Source organism: Haloarcula sebkhae (assembly GCF_014647415.1).
In the GTDB taxonomy this organism is placed as follows: domain Archaea; phylum Halobacteriota; class Halobacteria; order Halobacteriales; family Haloarculaceae; genus Haloarcula; species Haloarcula sebkhae.
On the sequence record NZ_BMPD01000002.1, the window covers coordinates 545,526 to 562,672 of the forward strand.

The 17,147-nt window shown below is 63.7% G+C and carries 18 protein-coding genes; 9 read left to right on the top strand and 9 right to left on the bottom strand.

Annotated features, from left to right (window positions below):
• Positions 1-289: 289 nt before the first annotated feature.
• The 4 genes from IEY38_RS08820 to IEY38_RS08835 are packed head-to-tail and all read left to right on the top strand — an operon-like array spanning position 290 to position 4,260.
• Entirely contained in the window at positions 290-1,405 is a 1,116-nt protein-coding gene (locus tag IEY38_RS08820) for a branched-chain amino acid ABC transporter permease (protein WP_170096066.1), read from the top strand.
• Positions 1,402-2,685, top strand: a complete 1,284-nt coding sequence (locus IEY38_RS08825) for a branched-chain amino acid ABC transporter permease (protein ID WP_188977061.1) — start codon at positions 1,402-1,404, stop codon at positions 2,683-2,685. Before IEY38_RS08820 ends, IEY38_RS08825 begins: the two co-directional genes overlap by 4 nt.
• Positions 2,678-3,508, top strand: coding sequence for an ABC transporter ATP-binding protein (locus tag IEY38_RS08830; RefSeq protein ID WP_188977063.1), 831 nt, complete (start codon positions 2,678-2,680; stop codon positions 3,506-3,508). The genes IEY38_RS08825 and IEY38_RS08830 overlap by 8 nt, the downstream gene beginning before the upstream one ends.
• Entirely contained in the window at positions 3,505-4,260 is a 756-nt protein-coding gene (locus IEY38_RS08835) for an ABC transporter ATP-binding protein (RefSeq protein ID WP_188977065.1), read from the top strand. The genes IEY38_RS08830 and IEY38_RS08835 overlap by 4 nt, the downstream gene beginning before the upstream one ends.
• A 28-nt stretch (positions 4,261-4,288) precedes the next feature.
• Here the strand turns inward: IEY38_RS08835 and IEY38_RS08840 are convergent, their stop codons facing one another.
• The 3 genes from IEY38_RS08840 to IEY38_RS08850 all read right to left on the bottom strand — a co-directional run bounded on the left by IEY38_RS08840 (position 4,289) and on the right by IEY38_RS08850 (position 8,045).
• Positions 4,289-5,665, bottom strand: a complete 1,377-nt coding sequence (locus IEY38_RS08840; protein WP_390182279.1) for an ABC transporter substrate-binding protein — start codon at positions 5,663-5,665, stop codon at positions 4,289-4,291.
• A gap of 188 nt (positions 5,666-5,853) precedes the next feature.
• Complete coding sequence (gene sod, locus IEY38_RS08845; protein WP_188977067.1) at positions 5,854-6,465, bottom strand: superoxide dismutase; 612 nt, start codon at positions 6,463-6,465, stop codon at positions 5,854-5,856.
• 182 nt (positions 6,466-6,647) lie between these two features.
• Positions 6,648-8,045 carry a cryptochrome/photolyase family protein gene (locus tag IEY38_RS08850; RefSeq protein WP_188977069.1) on the bottom strand — a complete coding sequence of 466 codons (1,398 nt, stop codon included), beginning with the start codon at positions 8,043-8,045 and terminating at the stop codon, positions 6,648-6,650.
• A 43-nt stretch (positions 8,046-8,088) separates the two neighbouring features.
• Between IEY38_RS08850 and IEY38_RS08855 the strand changes: the two genes are divergently transcribed.
• Together IEY38_RS08855 and IEY38_RS08860 are read left to right on the top strand one after the other, a co-directional pair.
• Positions 8,089-8,946 (top strand): enoyl-CoA hydratase/isomerase family protein, encoded by an 858-nt coding sequence (locus tag IEY38_RS08855; protein WP_188977071.1) that lies wholly within the window; start codon positions 8,089-8,091, stop codon positions 8,944-8,946.
• 148 nt (positions 8,947-9,094) lie between these two features.
• Positions 9,095-9,613 carry an Lrp/AsnC family transcriptional regulator gene (locus IEY38_RS08860; RefSeq protein WP_188977072.1) on the top strand — a complete coding sequence of 173 codons (519 nt, stop codon included), beginning with the start codon at positions 9,095-9,097 and terminating at the stop codon, positions 9,611-9,613.
• A gap of 60 nt (positions 9,614-9,673) precedes the next feature.
• Here the strand turns inward: IEY38_RS08860 and IEY38_RS08865 are convergent, their stop codons facing one another.
• Together IEY38_RS08865 and IEY38_RS08870 are read right to left on the bottom strand one after the other, a co-directional pair.
• Positions 9,674-9,955 carry a UPF0058 family protein gene (locus tag IEY38_RS08865; protein WP_004592794.1) on the bottom strand — a complete coding sequence of 94 codons (282 nt, stop codon included), beginning with the start codon at positions 9,953-9,955 and terminating at the stop codon, positions 9,674-9,676.
• Positions 9,956-10,026: 71 nt separating this feature from the next.
• Complete coding sequence (locus IEY38_RS08870) at positions 10,027-10,242, bottom strand: ribbon-helix-helix domain-containing protein (protein WP_004517946.1); 216 nt, start codon at positions 10,240-10,242, stop codon at positions 10,027-10,029.
• A gap of 268 nt (positions 10,243-10,510) precedes the next feature.
• On the opposite strand from IEY38_RS08870, the gene IEY38_RS08875 reads away from it, so the two are divergent.
• Together IEY38_RS08875 and menD are read left to right on the top strand one after the other, a co-directional pair.
• Entirely contained in the window at positions 10,511-11,848 is a 1,338-nt protein-coding gene (locus IEY38_RS08875; protein ID WP_188977074.1) for an isochorismate synthase, read from the top strand.
• Positions 11,845-13,623, top strand: a complete 1,779-nt coding sequence (menD, locus tag IEY38_RS08880; protein ID WP_188977076.1) for a 2-succinyl-5-enolpyruvyl-6-hydroxy-3-cyclohexene-1-carboxylic-acid synthase — start codon at positions 11,845-11,847, stop codon at positions 13,621-13,623. The genes IEY38_RS08875 and menD overlap by 4 nt, the downstream gene beginning before the upstream one ends.
• A gap of 4 nt (positions 13,624-13,627) precedes the next feature.
• On the opposite strand, the gene IEY38_RS08885 is transcribed toward menD, so the two are convergent.
• Together IEY38_RS08885 and IEY38_RS08890 are read right to left on the bottom strand one after the other, a co-directional pair.
• Positions 13,628-14,581: a J domain-containing protein gene (locus IEY38_RS08885; protein ID WP_188977077.1), complete on the bottom strand. Its 954-nt coding sequence runs from the start codon at positions 14,579-14,581 to the stop codon at positions 13,628-13,630.
• 58 nt (positions 14,582-14,639) lie between these two features.
• On the bottom strand, positions 14,640-14,909 hold the full coding sequence (locus IEY38_RS08890) for a hypothetical protein (RefSeq protein ID WP_188977079.1): 270 nt from the start codon (positions 14,907-14,909) through the stop codon (positions 14,640-14,642).
• Positions 14,910-15,004: 95 nt separating this feature from the next.
• On the opposite strand from IEY38_RS08890, the gene IEY38_RS08895 reads away from it, so the two are divergent.
• Positions 15,005-15,958, top strand: coding sequence for a 1,4-dihydroxy-2-naphthoyl-CoA synthase (locus IEY38_RS08895; protein WP_188977081.1), 954 nt, complete (start codon positions 15,005-15,007; stop codon positions 15,956-15,958).
• Between the two features lie 21 nt (positions 15,959-15,979).
• Here the strand turns inward: IEY38_RS08895 and IEY38_RS08900 are convergent, their stop codons facing one another.
• Together IEY38_RS08900 and IEY38_RS08905 are read right to left on the bottom strand one after the other, a co-directional pair.
• Positions 15,980-16,330: a helix-turn-helix transcriptional regulator gene (locus IEY38_RS08900; RefSeq protein WP_004517952.1), complete on the bottom strand. Its 351-nt coding sequence runs from the start codon at positions 16,328-16,330 to the stop codon at positions 15,980-15,982.
• A gap of 27 nt (positions 16,331-16,357) precedes the next feature.
• On the bottom strand, positions 16,358-17,095 hold the full coding sequence (locus tag IEY38_RS08905; protein ID WP_188977083.1) for an NRDE family protein: 738 nt from the start codon (positions 17,093-17,095) through the stop codon (positions 16,358-16,360).
• Positions 17,096-17,147 lie beyond the last annotated feature (52 nt).

Below are 17,147 nucleotides of genomic sequence, written 5' to 3' on the forward strand. Positions count from 1 at the left end.
AGTATCCGGCCAGTGTCCGGTGATTTTTCGAGACTGGTACGACTCAAATCGGTGGTGACCGAAACTGGTATCGCGCGCCGTGCGAGCGCTCGAATATCCCGGTCCGCACTGGGTTCGAAGTGGCTCTATTCGACAGTCTGTACCGTGGTATCACTAGTCTCTCGCTTGACACGCGACCATGGGAGGGGGCGATTCTTGTTTTGACACCGGTGTCTTGGCTTCTACACCGGTATTTCACATGAATTTCCGGTGGGTTATTTAGACAGGAAGGTCCAACGAACGGTAACCTATGGGAATTGCCGAGTTCGCAAGAGATGGCCGTGTGGTGATGGGTGACCGGCCGGGGGCAGCAGTGGTGGCCGCCGTAAGTGGCTTCCTCTTGCTGGATTTAGTTGCAAAGCTCGCTGGGACAACCGTGTTCTTCCTCGGGACCAGATTACTGGGTGGGTCCCTCACCGTGGGCTCGTTGCTCTCGATGGTGGTGGACGGACTGCTTGTCGGACTGGCGGTCGGGCTCGCCGGAATCGGCCTGTCGATGACCTACAGCATCCTCGACTTCGCCAACTTCGCACACGGGGACACGGTGACTGCTGGGGCGTTCCTGGGGTGGGTCGCCGCGTACATCACCGCCGGCCTCGGGACCGGAGCCCCGATTTCCGAACTGTTCATGCTCAATTCGGGGCGGCAGTTGAGCACTGTTTCAACGTTCCTTCCAGTGCTTCTCGGACTCGTCGTCGCCGGTATCGGGTCGGTCGCCGTCGTGTTGCTCGTCGACCGCCTCACCTATCGCCCCATGCGCAATACGGACAACATCTCTTTGCTGATTGCGTCAATCGGTGTCGCGCTTGCGCTGCGCTATCTCATTGCATTCGTCTTCGGCACACAGACAAGCGGGGTCGCAAGCGGTGGGCTTCGGGTGACGCTGTTCTCGATGATTTCGATAACCGACAACGAGATCACTCTTCTGGTGGTGTCGGTCCTGTTGATGCTCGGCGTCCACCTGCTGTTACAGCGGACGAAGCTCGGCAAAGCAATGCGGGCGATGGCCGACAACGAAGACCTCGCACGCGTGACCGGGATTCCGACCGAACGCGTGATCCGGCTCACGTGGATTCTCGGCGGTGGCCTGGCAGGCATCGGCGGCTACCTCCTTGTGCTCGAAAGCGGCACGATATCGTTCAACTTCGGCTGGATTCTGCTCCTGCTCATCTTCGCCGCGGTCATCGTCGGCGGCATCGGCTCGATATACGGGGCAATGGCCGGCGGGATTCTCATCGGGCTGGTCGATAGTCTGGCCCTGATCTGGTTGCCATCCGGACTGACGCGGGCCTCTGCGTTTCTGGTGCTCATCGTCGTCCTGTTGTTGCGCCCGTCCGGCATCTTCGGGGGGGTGTCGACAGCATGAGTACTGTTGACAGCGTTCGAAACCGTCTGGACACGCTCCCGGACGTGGGACTGGTCATCGGCTTCATCGCAAGTATCTGGGCCGTCATGCTCGTGCTGGCGATCGCTGTCGGCGGGGCGAACTGGGCGAACCTTGCCGCCGGCTTCATCGGGAGCGTGACCGTCCTCATGGGCGGCTACGCCATCCTCGCACTGGCGCTGAATCTCCAGTGGGGGTACACCGGCCTGTTCAATATCGGTATTGCAGGGTTCATGGCTGTCGGCGCGTACACGACGGCAGTTCTCACTGCGCCGACGGACCCGGCCGCCGGCGCTGTCCCGGGGCTCGGCCTCCCGCTGTGGGTCGGCCTCATCGGGGGCATGGTGATGGCCGCCATTATCGGCGGTCTCGCGGCGCTGCCGGCACTCCGACTGAAGGCCGACTATCTCGCCATCGTGACGGTCGCGTTCTCTGAGATCATTCGACTCGTCGTCAACTGGAACGGTCTCGCCGAGGTCTCGCTGTTCGGAGTGCCGTTCGGAACCGGCGGCGCGACTGGGATCTCGTTCAAGTCTGCGAACGAGGTCGCGTCGACGTTCATCAACGGCGTTGGGCAGCCGATCGTAGCTGCCGCAGAGGGTGTCGGCGTCTCCGGGCCGAACCTGGCGAACCTCACGTACGGGATACTTCTCCTGCTGGTCGTGGCTGCGAGCTACTGGGTGCTCGCCCGTATCACGAACTCGCCGTTCGGTCGCGTGCTGAAGGCGATCCGCGAGGACGAGACTGTGACCCAGTCACTCGGCAAAGACACCCGGCGGTTCAAGATCAAGACGTTCATGATCGGCTGTGCGCTGATGGGGCTGGCCGGCGTCCTGTTCCGCGGACAGGCGGGCTACGTCAGCCCACAGCAGTTCAGACCGACGATCACGTTCTACGTGTTCGCGGCGCTCATCATCGGCGGCTCCGGGTCTAACACCGGGAGCATCATCGGCGCGGCGACGTTCTCCGGGCTGCTGTTCTACCTGCCCGCGCGGCTGGGCGAGAACGTCTCGCTGGGCGGCACTCGTGCCCCTGGCAACATCATCGACGCAGTCGCCGGACTCGGGTCGCTGGACCCGCTTCCCCTCCTTGCATACACCATTAGCAACATCAGTACGCTCCGGTTCGTCCTCATCGGCGTCGTGCTGATATACATCATCCAGAACCAGCCAGACGGGCTGCTCGGCCACCGGAACGAACCTGCAACAAGTGTGAGCCTCGACAGACCGCAGTCGGGGTCCGGAGGTGAGACAGATGAGTGAACCCGACGCGGCACCGCGACAGGAGACCGCCGTCACGAGCGACGCGATCGAGTCGCCGCTGCTGGAAGTCGACGGCCTCCGCAAGGAGTTCGGCGGCGTCGTCGCGGTCGACGGGGCAACGTTCTCCGTGGCAGAGGGGTCGCTCACTGGTCTCATCGGCCCGAACGGGGCCGGCAAGTCGACGACGTTCAACTGCATCACGGGCATTCACGAGCCGACTGGTGGCCGGGTCACCTTCGACGGCCAGAGCATTACCGGGCTCCCACCGTACACACTCGCAAACCGCGGGCTGGTCCGGACGTTCCAGATCGCCCGCGAACTGTCCGAGATGACCGTCATAGAGAACGTGATGCTCGCGCCGGGTGGACAGGTCGGCGAGTCGGTCATCCGGTCGGTGACGCCGGGACTGCGCGGCGATGTCATCGAGGCAGAGACGGCTGTTCGCGACCGCGCGTGGGAGACGCTGGAGTTCTTCGAGATCAACCATCTCGCCCACGAGAACGCCGGTAATCTCTCCGGCGGTCAGCGGAAACTGCTGGAGATGGCGCGGGTCCTGATGACCGAGCCCGAGATGATCCTGCTGGACGAGCCACTTGCCGGTGTCAATCCGACGCTAGAGGAGAAACTACTGGAGCGGATTCACGAACTCCGCCGAGAGCAGGGCCTGACCTTCCTGCTGGTCGAACACGACATGGACGTCATCATGAACAACTGCGAACACATCATCGTCATGCATCAGGGGAGCGTCCTCGCTGAAGGGGACGCCGAGACTATCAAATCGGACGAGCGGGTACTGGAGGCGTACCTGGGAGGTGACGTATGAGCCAGCGCGCGACGGAGTCCGAAGCTGTCACGCTCCCTGACCCGGCCGAACGACTCCTCGCCATCCGGGACCTCGATGCGGGCTATGGCGACCTGCAGGTCCTCAGTGACGTCCACATGGACGTCGCCGACGGCGAGTATGTCGTTATCGTCGGCCCGAACGGGGCCGGCAAGTCGACAGTGATGAAGTCCGTCTTCGGCCTGACGACGTACATGGGCGGGGAGGTCATCTTCAGCGGGACCGATATCAGCCAGCGCAATCCCGACGAGATCATTTACGAGGGCATCAGCTACGTCCCCCAGACCGGAAACGTGTTTGGCTCCCTGAGCGTCCGCGAGAACCTCGAAATGGGTGCGTACATCCTCGACGAGGTGCCGGAAGACCGGATTGAAGACGTGTACGACAGGTTCCCCATTCTCCGGGAGCGGTCCGATCAGTCGGCCGGGACGCTGTCGGGCGGCCAACAGCAGATGCTCGCCATGGGGCGGGCGCTGATGCTCGACCCCGACCTGCTGTTGCTCGACGAACCCTCCGCCGGGCTCGCCCCCGACCTCGTCGACGATATGTTCGACCGCATCGACCGCATCAACGACGACGGCACGGCTATTCTGATGGTCGAGCAAAACGCGAAGGAGGCACTCCGACGGTGTGATCGGGGCTACGTGCTCGTACAGGGCCAGAACCGCTACGAGGACGAAGGAACGGTCCTCCTCAACGACGAGCAGGTTCGGCAGGACTTCCTCGGCGGATAACTCGAAAAAAGCGGCGCTGACAGCTCCGTTACTGGTTCATTGCGCTGTTGATCTCAGACGTGTAAGAGGACTGCTGTTGCTCGAAGCCGACCTGATTGACGATGGTCCCGCCTTCCGCTTCGAACGCGCCGGCGAACGCCTCCTGTAGCGCCTGGCCGTAGCTGTTGTTGACATACAGCGTCGATGCGGTCTCGGCACCGAGTTCGCCCACACCGACCTGCGCGAGAACCTGTCCCTGGAGGGCGTCGCTGGGCGGAGTGCGGAACATGTAGTCGTTGTCTTCCAGGTCGGTAATCGTCGGCGACGTGGACGCTGGCGAACAGCCGACGACGCCGCTGTCGATAAGGACGTTTCGTGCGACCTGTATCGACGTTTCGGAGCTGGCTGCCCCGGTAATCGACGGGTAGCCCGCGCTGACGAGGGAGTTGGCCGCGTCGATGCCCGCCTGCGCCTGGGTCTGGGTGTCACCGACTTGGTAGTCGAACTCGAAGTCGACTTCGCCTTCGAGTTGCAGGGCCGGGAGTATTGCCCCATCGCGGATCGGCCTACCGAGCGGCCCGAGGTCGCCGGTTTCGGGCATCAACACACCGAACCGGATCGTGCGTCCGGAGTCGCTCCCGGAGCCGTTCGGTTCCGGTTGCGGGATGTCGTCGCCCGCGCTGAAGTCGACGGTGTCGAGCGATTCGACGCCCCCGCCGTCCTGGAAGCCGAAGACTTGGTACTGCGCGGAAGCCATGTCCCCGTTTTCGTCGAAGTTGACCGCACTCGATGCACCCTCGTACTGGATGTTCTCGCCCGCGGCGGCCGCTTCGACGGCCGCTGGCAGTTCGGAGGGGCCGTACGTGTCGCCCCCGGGGTTGGCGACGACGCGCATGTGATTCCGGACGGCCTGCCCGTCGTTTTCGCCGGCCAGCAGGTTTGCGAGAATCTGGACCGCCGTCGCGTCGTATGCCTGTGACGTGAACACGCCGGCCTCGTCGTAATCGAACTCGGAGGTGAACTGCTCTGTAAACGTATCGACACCGGGCCCGGCCGCCGACGGGGCCGTGCCACGGACGTTCGACATATCGTTGCCGACGTTACTCGGCAGTTCGCCGTCCTGCAGGCCATCGGTGACGAGGATGTCGGCGGCGTCGTCGCCGTAGTCGGCGTAGAAGTCCTTGAACAGTTGCACACCGCTCTGGGGATAGCCGACGACCATCAGCACGTCCGGTGACTCCGGACCGCTGTCGCCCCCGGACTCGGTCCCGGTTCCGGTCATCCCACCATCGCCGCCGTCTCCGCCATCCCCGCCGTCTCCGCCGGTCTGTTCGGTTGAACAGCCTGCCAATCCACCAAGCAGACCGACAGTGCTTACCGCCCCAGTGCGCTTCAGGAACGCTCGCCGATTGGTATCGCGACTCATACCACTTACCACTGATTCGCATCTTATAAAACTATATCCTCCCGTAACTTCGCTGTTCCGTAGTCTGCTCCAATCGCGCCGATATTTTTTGTTGTCTTCGTTAGATATTAACGCCGGAGAAACCGCTATCGGCTCAGACGGCTCTCGGACTCTCGGCACATCCGCGAAAAAACGTCGAGTGTTGTCCCTTATTCGACGCGACCGACGACCTTCTCGTACTCTTCAGCAGCCTTGTCCCAGTCGACGACCTCGAAGAAGGCGTCGATGAAGTCACCGCGGGCGGGACCGTAGTCGTAGTAGTAGGAGTGCTCCCAGACGTCGAGCGCGAGGATGGGATGGGAGCCCCAGAGCGCGCCCTGATCGTGCTTGTCGACCGGCACGTTGCGGAGTTGCTTGGCAACGGGGTCGTACACGAGCAGCGCCCAGCCGCCAGCGGCTGATGCGGCAGCTTCGAACTCGCCCTTCCAGCCTTCGTAGGATCCGAAGTCCTCCTCGATGCGGTCGAGGAGCTCGCCTTCCGGCTTACCGCCGCCGTTGGGGTCCATGTTCTCCCAGAACAGCGTGTGGAGGTAGTGTCCACTGCCGTTGTGGGTGACGTTGCCCATCGCGCCGGCGCTCGAACCGAAGTCACCGGATTCGCGGTTCTCGGCGAGCGTCTTCTCGGCCGATTCGAGGCCGTTTACGTACCCCTGATGATGGGTGTCGTGGTGCCAGGTGAGCACCTGTTCGGAGATGTGTGGCTCCAGTGCGTCGTAGTCGTACGGGAGCGGTGGCAGTTCGGGATTGGAATGTTCGGGCATATGAAAACGCCTCCATCACTATCTGTCGCGCGGCTGCCTGTTAAACGTTTAGGAGCCATTTGGTAGCACTAGGCAAGGACAGCGAGACGGAGCCGTATCTGCCCGCAGCACTGACACCACAACGCGGCCTCGTCTCGCGTGTAAGCACCCGGGAGAGTTCAGTGAAGCGAAACGTAACGGCCCTAGTCGTCTCCTCTAGCCTGCTCGAACATCGCTAGGGCCTGCTCGCGGCGCTCACTGTGGTCGACAACGGGGTCCGGGTACTCCGGCGCAGCATTGCGCCGCTGTGTGAGCGAACACTCGTTCCAGTCGTGGATAACTTCCGGCGCGGTGTCCCGTAGCTCCGGGACGTACTCTTTGATGTACTCGGCATCCGGATCGTAGTCTTCGCCCTGTGTCATCGGATTAAAAATGCGGAAATACGGCTGAGCGTCGGTCCCAGTGGAGGCTGCCCACTGCCAGCCGCCGTTGTCGTTAGCCGTGTCGTGATCGACCAGTTTCTCGCGGAACCACTCGTAGCCGTGTCGCCAGTCGATGAGCAGGTCCTTCGTGAGGAAGGAGGCAACGATCATCCGGACGCGGTTGTGCATGTACGCTTCCTCGCGAAGCTGTCGCATCCCCGCGTCGACGATGGGATAGCCCGTCTCGCCGTCTTTCCAGGTCTGCAACAGCTCTTCGTCGTTCTCCCACTCTATCGGGTTCTCGTATGACTTGTAGTTCGAGGTAACGACGTGAGGATGGGCGAACAGCACCTGCGTGTAGAACTCTCGCCAGGCCAGCTGAGACTGGAACTCCTGCACGGACTCGCGGCGGTCGCCGCCGGTCCCTTCCTTGGCGTCCTGCGTCCGGTCGTACACCTCCCGAATGCCGATAGTTCCGAACTTCAAATGGGCCGATAGCCGGGAGGTGCATTCGTCGGCCGGGAAATCCCGGCGCTCCTCGTACTCGTAGACGTTCTCGTCGAGGAAGTCATCGAGCAGGGCGCGTGCGTCGTCGGTTCCCGCCGCGGGCACGGTCGCTTCCGGCTCCTCGAAGCCGAGATCAGCCAGCGTCGGGATCGAGTCGCCGTCGACATCGGCCAACTCGTCAGTTGATGGCGCGTCGTAGGGGGCTTCCTTCTCGCGGTCGTGCCACTTCCGGCCGAAGTAGGTGAAGACGCTGTAGGGGTCGCCGTCGTTCGTCGTAATCTCGCCCGGTTCGTGTAACACGGCGTTCTGGACGGCCTCGCGGGCAACGTCCGCGTCGTCGAGCGCTTGCCGGACGGCCGCGTCGCGTTCCCGTGCAAGCCCGGAATAGTCCTTGCCCCAGGTGACTTTCTCCGCGCCGTACTTGGCTGCCAGTTCCGGTAGTACGGACGTGGGGTCGCCCTCAGCAATGACGAGGTCACTGCCGCGGTCGCGGTACCATTCACGCAAACTGTCGAGAGCGTCCAGCATGAACGCGACCCGGGGTGGGCCGGCGTGGTCGAGAACGGCCCTGTCGAAGACGAACACCGGGACCACCGGGTCGGACGGAGTCGCCGCGGCGAGGCCGGCGTTGTCCGTCGCCCGGAGGTCACGGCGGTGCCAGTGCAGGCGCATATATGATACACGGACCAGCCCGGCCAAAAGGTACTGCCCAACGATGTTGGTCTGTCAGGCGCTGACGGACACCACTGTTATCTTTCCGCCGGTCGAGGGCCACCGTATGGAAGACGCGACCGTGACGCTGTCTGTCGACGACGGGATCGCCACAGTGACGCTGAACCAGCCGGAGTCGCGAAACGCCCTGTCAGCGGAGTTGGCCGACGCACTCACTGCTAAGTTCGAATCGGTGACCGACAGCGACGCCCGGTGTGTCGTACTGGAGGGGGCGGGTCCGGCGTTCTGCGCTGGCGGGGACATCAACGCAATGGTACAGGGGGTAGAACACGACCGCCCGCCGGCTACGCAGGTCGAACTGGTAGTCTCGTCGCTCCACGAGGCGATCCGGACCGTCCACAGCTGTCCGCTCCCGGTCGTCGCGAAAATCGACGGCCCCGCCTTCGGTGCCGGCGCAGGACTCGCGCTGGCCTGTGATATGCAGGTCGCAAGCACTGACGGCCAGATCGGCTTCGGCTTCCGCCAGGTCGGACTGGCATGTGACTCCGGTGTCTCCTACTTCCTTCCGCGAATCGTCGGCCCGAACAAGGCCAAGGAATTCCTGTTTACCGGCGAACTGCTGGACGCTGCGGCAGCCGGGGAACTCGGCCTGTTCACCCGGGTGTTCGACGCAGAGACGTTCGAGTCAGCGTTTTCGGAACTCGTCGCGGACATCGCCGCTGGACCGACAGTCGCACTCGGGCACGCCAAGCGCCTGGTCAACCGAAGCCTGGACAGTTCGCTGGAACAGGCACTCGAAAACGAAGCCACCGCGCAGGGTCTCGCGTTCACGACTGACGACCACGAAGAGGGCACAACCGCGTTCGTCGAGAAACGCGACCCGGAGTTCAGGGGCCAGTAAGGTGATGACTGTAACCAATACGACCACTGATTCAGCACCCGCCAGCTAGCCAACAGATAATGCCTCCGAGTGTTCCAACACAGATCCGACCGGCCACTAGTACCGCAGCTGAACGCGTCTGTACCCCCGCTGGGATGGAGGCCACGACATGACCGACGACCCCCCGGACTGGGAGTTCAGCGAGCGGGACATGTACATTCTCCGCGAACTTTCGGCGGACCCCCAGCGGTCGTCCCGCGAGCTTGCGGATCTACTGGAGTCCGAGTACGGCATCGATGTGTCGCACGTAACGGTCAGCGAATCGATCCGGGAAATGCGCGACGCGGACGTCTTCCGTGAGACCATCGTCCCGAACGAGGAACTGTTCAACTTCGCGCTGTTCGAATTCAAGTTCAACCCCGAGCACTTCGCCGACTCCTGGCACGACGCGATGGTGTCCATTCGAGACGACCGGCACACGCTGTTTTACTTCCTCTCCGACGGCGAATATCAGTGGAAGTCAGTGATGATGTTCCCGAGTCGGACGGCCGAATCCCGCTGGATACACGACTTCTACAAGGACCACGGCGACGTGATTCAGAACGTCCGGAACTCAGTCGTCCACAACGTCCTGAAATTCAAGACGGACCCGGAGCTGTTCACCGAGCTCGACGGCGAGAGATCGTAGCCAAGAGAGGAGACGGGTCGAAATAAAGACGAGGGAGAAGACGGCTCGACAGCGTCGTGGTTACAGTTTCCGCTCGGCGTCCTCGGCCAGTTCCTTCATCCGCTTGCTGACCCGGCCCGCGTCCGAGAACTCGTCTTCACTCATCGCCGTTGCCAGCGAGTTACCGAGTACGAACACAGCGTGTTTGTGCTCGCTTTTCGACTTGTGGACGTCCGATGGCCGCACGTCGAGTTCCTGGTAGGCGTCGAACAGCTCCGGATCGACCGAGTCCATGTCGTCGCGGAAGTACTCCATGATCGTCACCATCTGCTCGTGTAGCTCGAGAAGCTCGTCTTTGTGCATAGCTACAGTATGCGGTGGCACGTGCATAAGAATTGCTTGAGAAGGGATACCAGACGCTCACGCCCGTATTTTCAGAAGACGTACTCGTCGTCGTGGCCCATCATGCCGTCTTCTTCGAACCCTGGCTCCTCGTCTTCGTCCTGTGGTCCGGAGGTTTTGTACGCCTTGAGCCCGGTCGACAGGAGGTCCTCGATGGCTTCCTCGCGATTGAGGAACTCGCCTTTCTCGACGAGCTGCGCGATTTGCATCTCCAGATGTTCCGGGATATTGATCTCTACCTTAGGCATCGCAACATAGGGGGCTTCGACTATGCCCTATTTAAACTTGACGGGGGTGTGTTCGGAGATTACATAATTACAATTGTAGAACTGAGAGAGGAACTTTGTGAACCCAGATATTAATTTCCGCGAACCAGAACCTCAGTGGCGCTATGTCGCGTGGCGGGTCAGAACGGCGTAAAATAGGTGGCTCGAACACGACAGCCCGGTCGAACCACACCATGTGGAATCGAGCGTATAGTTAGGCTCAAAGGTGCGCAATCCTAAGGCATGGCTGATGGAACCACTGCGTGGTGACGAGACGACGGTTGGTGAGACAACGGTCGTCGCACGCGGGTGTCGCCTCGACGATGCACCGGTGCGGGCGGTCTTGGAAACAGACGCGCGCCCCCGGTTCTTCTGGGCGGCCGGTACAGAGTCAATCGCAGCCCGCGGGAGCGCGGCGACTGTGACTGCCGACGGGCAGTCGCGGTTCGATGACGTGCGGACAGCGCTTGAAGCGCTGTTCGATGACTGCTCAGTTTCCGAGAACCTCTCGAGCGTCGCTCGACCGCGAGCGTTCGGCGGGTTCGCATTCCACAACGGAAGCCACGACGGGGGGGACTCTCCCTGGGATGGGTTCCCCAGTGCGGCGTTTTTTCTCCCCGAGATACAGGTAACGAAGCGAGACGACGACGCCTGGCTCACGACGGTCGCGACGGGACCCGAGGCCGCGACCGAAGCCGAGACGCTACTTGAGGAGTGGCGCGACCGGTTGGTCGCGGACCCAGAGACAGAGCCGGGAACCCCGCCGGGCATCTCACACCGGAAGCGAACGCCCACACAGGACGGCTGGCGCGAGCAGGTGGCGGCCGCCACAGAGAGTATCGACCGCGGTGACCTCCAAAAGGTCGTGCTCGCACAGAGCCTGAGTGTCGCGCTGGACGCGGAGCTATCGGTCCCGGACGTGATGGCCCGCCTGTCCGAGACGTACCCGGACTGCTACCGATTCGTGCTGTCGCCGGACTCCGGCGGCACCTTCTTCGGAGCCACGCCGGAGCGGCTGGTCTCGGTCCGCGGGCGAACCGTCCGGACGGAGGCACTCGCTGGCTCGACTGGGCGTGGCGACACACCTGCCGAGGACGAGTGGCTCGCCGCCGAACTCCTCGACAGCGAGAAGGACCGCCACGAGCAGAAGCTCGTTGCCGACGCAATACGGGACCAGGTTGAGCCCTTTGCCTCGACAGTCCGCATCGGCGATCGGACCGTCCGTCGGCTCGCCACGGTCCAGCACCTTCGGACGTCGATAACAGCCGAACTCGACGACGACGAGCACGTCCTCTCGCTGGTCGAGGCGCTCCACCCGACACCGGCAGTGGGCGGACTCCCGCCGGACGTGGCACTACGGACTATCCGTGAGACGGAGGCGTTCGACCGCGGCTGGTATGCCGCCCCGGTTGGCTGGGTCGACGCCGCCGGTAACGGGACCTTCGCCGTCGGCATCCGGTCGGCCGTCGCCACGGAACAGGAGGCGACCCTCTTTGCAGGCGCAGGTATCGTCGCGGACAGCGACCCCGACCGCGAGTGGGACGAGGTCCAGCTCAAATACCGGCCGATACTGGACGAGCTGGAATGACGGCCCCGAACGTCAACACGCTGTGGGCAGAGACGCTCGTTTCCGAACTCGCTGCGGGCGGCGTCGACGCAGTGTGTCTCTCACCCGGCAGTCGCTCGACGCCGCTGACGGTGGCCTTCGCCGAGCATCCCGACATCGAAGTGTTCTCCCACCTCGACGAGCGGTCGGCGGCCTTCTTCGCGCTGGGACGCGCCCGGCGAACCGGCGAGCCGACGCCGCTGGTCTGCACGTCGGGGACGGCCGCGGCGAACTACCACCCGGCAGTCATCGAAGCGAACCAGTCGGGCGTCCCGCTGCTTCTGTTGACAGCGGACCGACCGCCGGAACTCATCGACAGCGGGGCAAACCAGACTGTCGATCAGGAGAAACTGTACGGCGACGCTGTCCGCTGGTATCGGGACATGCCCGAGCCGGAGGCCGAGCCGCGGAAGGTTCGGATGCTACGGACCACGGCGGCCCGCGCGCTCAGAGAGAGTACCGGCAACGACCCCGGCCCTGTCCATCTGAACTGTCGGTTCCGGAAACCACTGGAACCGACGCCGATGGCCGAGGATGATCCGGCTGGCGTTCCCGCCGACTGGGCGGGCGGTGACAGCGCGGCCGAAACTGGCCGCGATGGCCCGTTTGTCACGACGAGCGAGGGCGTCGCTGAACCGGACGAGCGGACAGTGCGCCGCGTGCAGGACGCGCTCCAGACCGCCGAGCGTGGCCTCATCGTCGCTGGTCCGGCCGATCAGGGGCTCAGTGCAGACTCGCTTGAACGGCTGGCATCGGCCACGGGCTTCCCCGTTCTGGCGGACCCGCTGTCGGACCTGCGGTTCGGTCCACACGTCGACCGCCTCGACGTGCCGGTCTGTGGCGGCTACGACGGCTATCTCGGAAGCGACGGCGTCGACCAGTGGGACGACCCCGATGTTGTCGTCCGCTTCGGTGCGTCACCGACCTCGAAGCCGTTGCGTCACTACCTCCGTGACGCCGACTGTCAGCAGTTCCTCGTCGACCCGGCCGGCGGCTGGTCGGAGGCCGAGTTCACGGCGACGGACCTGCTCGTCGCCGACCCCGACGCCACCGTGGATGCGCTCGTAGCCGAGTCGCTGAGTGGCGGCGCAGCGCCGTGGCGTGAACAGTTCGCCAGGGCGGAGCAGGCCCACTGGGACGCCGTTACCGAAACCGCCTCGGCGACCTACTGGGAGGGCGGTGTCCTTGCAGACGTGGCCGCGCTGGCCCCGGACCCAGCCACGCTGTTCGTCTCGAACAGCATGCCTATCCGAGACATAGACCGCTTCGGTCGGCCCCGCGACGCTGACCTGACGGTGCTGGGCAACCGCGGGGCCAGCGGTATCGACGGCATCACCTCGACGGCGCTCGGAGCCGGAAGCGCGACCACAGACCCGCTCGTGCTCGTCACCGGCGACCTGGCGTACTACCACGACATGAACGGCTTGCTCGCACTCGGGCGCTGTGGCGTGGACGCGACGGTCGTCCTGCTCAACAACGACGGCGGCGGCATCTTCCACATGCTGCCCATTGAGGACCACCCCACGTTCGAGGACCAGTTCCGAACGCCACACGGGCTCGATTTCGAGCCGACGGAGGCGCTCTATTCCCTGGAGTTCGAGCGGGTGGCCGACCGCCGGCAGTTCCGCGAGCGCTTCGGCAACTCAGTCCGGAGCGATGGGACACAGGTCATCGAGGTCCGGTTCGACGCAGGCGACAGCCACGCGGTCAGAGACCGGCTTGCTGAACAGGTCGGGAAAGCCCTCGCTGACGACTGATCTGTTAGAGCCGGAGCACGGACGCCGTCAACAGCGACAGTCCGAACGGGAGCCACGTCCCCGACAGCGCGAGTGCTCCGATAAGTGAGAACGCGCTGATGTTCAGTACGACCAGTAGCACCGCCGTCGTCAGGCTCCAGCTCCCGAACACCATAATCGCAATCGTGGGTTCGGACTGGAGGTAGCCGATCATGAAGAGGGTACAGACTCCGATGGTCACATTGACCCACAGCGGGAACGCCGGAAGCAATGCGCTGAACAGCATCACCGGATAGAGCGCGAACGTGATGGCAAACAGCGTCAGCCCCCGCCCGGTCGGCATCTCCAGAAGCGACCCGCGGGACAGGGTGTCCGTCTGTCGGACAGCGTACGCGGACGACGAACTCCAGGTTGCGCTGCTGCCGTCACTGTCGCTGAAGCCGCTGGTCGCGGTTGCGCCGGATCGCCAGGTCGACTCTGCGTTCGACGCGGTCGCCGTCTCGCCCGCCGCATCGGTCGACTGGTCGTTACTCGACGACGCATCGGTGCCAGTGGTCGAGCGTTCGTCTTTGTCCTCAGCGACGCGGTCTCTGGCGGCTCGTTCGCGTTGTGCCCGCTCCCGGGCGTTCGTCCGGGACGTCGTCCGGTCAGTGCTCGCTTCGGTTCGGTCGCCAGCCGATTCAGACTCATCATAGCCAGCACGCCGTGCCGCTTGGGCCACGTCACTACCGTCGTCGTCCGCTATGTTGCTCTCGCCCGCGACATAGGTATCGTGACCCAGCCGGTCGTAGCGCGCCCGCTCGTCCTCGTCGGTGAGCACGTCGCGGGCTTCGATGAGCCGCTGTGTCGCCTCGCCGGCGTCGGCCGCGTCGCTCACGTCGGGATGGGTTTCCTTCAGTCGCTCCCGATAGGCCGCTTCGATCGCCGCCGTCGACGCGTCAGTTGGAACGCCCAATACCTCGTAGAACGTCTCGGTCATACCGGGTGTCCCACCTGGATGCGAGGGGTCGACAGGAACGGCCACCGACGCCGCTCAGTCACTCGTTCTCGACGCCTCCATCAGCCTCTCTGTCGTGGTCGTACGACTCCGACTCGCGGGTACGCGCCGTCGCAAGCCGTTCCAGCGCCGTCGCGATCCGTTCGAGCGTGAACACGAACCGTACAACCAGATACAGGAGCCAGGGGACCACAGCCACAATCAGGCCGAGTAGAATCTGCTGGACGATGATGAAGCTGTACACGACGATAAGGATGGAGAGGCCCGCAAGTATCCCCATCACCGCCTTTTTGTTCGGTGTGGAGGGCATCGCTAGTCGGTTCGTGTGCGTGGCACCAAAGGGTTTCCTCCGCTGTGTGAGCCTGTACGAGGAATCTTTTTGCGAGGGCCGTCCCAAGCCACGGTATGGTCTCTGAAATATTCGACCCGGAGCGGTGGAGTGCCATCGACCGGTTCGACTTCACCGATATCACCTATCACCGCTCGACTGAGACGGGTGCGGTCCGCATCGCCTTCGACCGCCCGGAGAAGCGCAACGCCTTCCGGCCGGAGACGGTCGACGAACTCGCGACGGCGCTGGACCACGCCAAGCGCCAGACCGATGTCGGCTGTGTCCTCCTAACCGGGAACGGCCCCTCCGAGAAGGATGGCGGCTGGGCCTTCTGTGCCGGCGGGGACCAGAGCATTCGAGGTGAAAGCGGCTACGAGTACAGCGAGTCGCCACGCGACTCGGACACAGCGAGCGGGGAGCAAAGCGACCCGCGAGAAACGAGCGACGGCGTGGAAGACGACGCGCCGGAGAACGTCGGCCGCCTCCATATTCTCGAAGTCCAGCGCCAGATCCGCCACATCCCCAAGCCCGTCGTCGCCGTCGTCCCGGGGTGGGCCGTCGGTGGCGGTCACTCGCTGCACGTCGTCTGTGACCTCACGCTCGCCAGCGAGGAGCACGCGAAGTTCCTCCAGACGGACCCCGACGTGGGGAGCTTCGACGGCGGCTTCGGCTCGGCGTATCTCGCGCGACAGGTGGGCCAGAAGAAGGCCCGCGAGGTGTTCTTCCTCGGCAAGACCTACGACGCCGACGAAGCCGCCGACATGGGGATGGTCAACGACGTGGTGCCCCACGAAGAGCTTGAGGACACTGCCATCGAGTGGGCTCAGCGGATGAACGAGAAGTCACCGACGGCGATGCGGATGCTCAAGTACGCGTTCAATCTGGACTCCGATGGCATGGTCGGACAGCAAGTGTTCGCCGGGGAGGCGACGCGGCTGGCCTACATGACCGACGAGGCACAGGAGGGACGGGACGCGTTTAACGAGGGTCGCGACCCGGATTTCGACGACGTGCCGTGGCACTACTAACGCACGCCGCGTAACCGTTAGTCAGTCCTCGTAAGCGAGGGTCATGACCCACTGCGAGAAGGTGTCGTCGTGGGGGTCGACTTCTTCGTCGCCGATGAACGGCGAGAGCTGGTCACCGGCCATCAGAAGCGAGAAGTCGAGGTCGCGGGCCGCGGGCGTCAGGTAGTACGTGTTGTGCCCCTCGTACACTGTTTCCTCACGCTGGATGAGGTCCTTCTCGAACAGGGACTCGACGATACGGCTCCCCTTTCGCGAGGAGACGTCGAGTTCCTTCCAGAAGTCGCTCTGGTGGATGCCACCGGACTCACGAATCAGTTCGAGCCCGGCCCGCTCGCCGTCAGAAAGGTCCGCCTCCGACGCTGCTGAACTCATGTATTGTGTACACCGTGAGTCGGCCGCTTAAATCTGACCTTCGACCGGACGGTAGGGCGTCCGGCACGGTGGCCCGTCCGCGTACCGGTACTCATGCTCGGAGCCCAGTGTGATAAGCGACGACGAGCGCGTGCCGAATCCGTCACCGTGGACGCAGACACCGTACTCGTGGTCGCTGATGGTTTCGCCTGCCCGGTCGATCCACTCGTCGGCAGGTTCGCCGGGCTCCGGAACCAGTGCCTCGCGCAACCGCGTCGCATTGGTTGCTTGCTCCTCGCCGGCATCGGGCCGATGGGCTGGAATCCGGTAGTCGCCGTCAGCGCCGACGTTGACGACGACGTGGGCACCGGGCTGGAAGTTCTGGACTGCGAGTTGGCCGTCCCACTCAAGCAGGACGGCGGCGTTCTCATCTGCCAGCAGAAGGTTGAAGCCCGAGTATTCGGCGTCTCTGGTCGCTTGCTCGACGGCGCGGGCGGCTGACTCCGCGCTCTCGTGACTCAGCGCGTCCCGGACGAGCAGGCCGCGCGAGCGGTCACCGGCAAGGTCGGTGTCGACCCAGCGGTTTGTCACCGCCGCCAGCAGGCCGTGTTCGTTGTAGCCGATCCACGTCCCGTCGGCTTCCTCGTCGGCCGGCGCGACGACGCGACTGCCCCAGTGGCGCTGTTGTGGCGGCTGTGACGGCCTATCCAGTCGCTCGTCGCGGTTCGCCGCGACCGCGACCGGCGTGCCGTCGAAGACCTGCCACGCGAGAACGATTGTACACACGGAACTGCATACGCTACTGACGTAGAAAACCGCTTGGTCGGCAGGACCGACC